We start from the raw sequence: 504 nt of genomic DNA, 5'->3' as shown, positions 1-504 counted from the left end.
AAAAAAAAAAAAAAAAAAAAGAAAAAAGAGAGAAGAAGAAGAGAGAGGAGAAAAGAAGGGAGAAGAAAAGAAAAAAAAAAAAGAAGAAAAAAAAAAAAAAAAAAAAAAAAAGAAAGAAGAAAAAGAAAAAAGAAAGAAAAGAAAAAGAGAAAAAAAGAAGAAAGAGAAAGAGAGAGAAGAAAAGAAAAAAAAGAAAAAGAAAAGAAAAAAAGAAGAAAAAAAAGAGAAGAAAAGAAGAAGAAAAAAAAAGAAAGGAAATGAAAGAAAAAAAACATAAAAGAAAGAAGAAGAAAAGAAAAGAGAAAAAAAAAGAAAAAAAGAAAATGAAAAAAAGCTAAGAAAAGATAAAGGAAGAAGCAAAAAAGAAAGAGAAGAAAAATAGATAAAAAAGAGTAGTAAAGAATAGAAGAGAGAGAAATAGATAAGGGAAAAGAAGAGGAGAAAGGAGGAAAAAAAAAGAAAAAGAAAAAAAAAAAAGATGGGAAGAAAATGGACGCATTAAAG

General features: G+C 23.0%; 1 protein-coding gene. It reads left to right on the top strand.

The window, feature by feature from the left end; translation table 11 throughout:
- Positions 1–338, top strand: a 338-nt coding sequence (locus DNK85_RS12710; protein ID WP_208123188.1) for a hypothetical protein, incomplete at its 5' end; no start/stop codon positions are given.
- Between the last annotated feature and the right edge of the window lie 166 nt (positions 339–504).

It is taken from the genome of Cysteiniphilum halobium, assembly GCF_003574425.1.
Classification (GTDB): Bacteria; Pseudomonadota; Gammaproteobacteria; order Francisellales; family Francisellaceae; genus Caedibacter; species Caedibacter halobius.
This window is presented reverse-complemented; position numbering and strand designations above follow the sequence as displayed.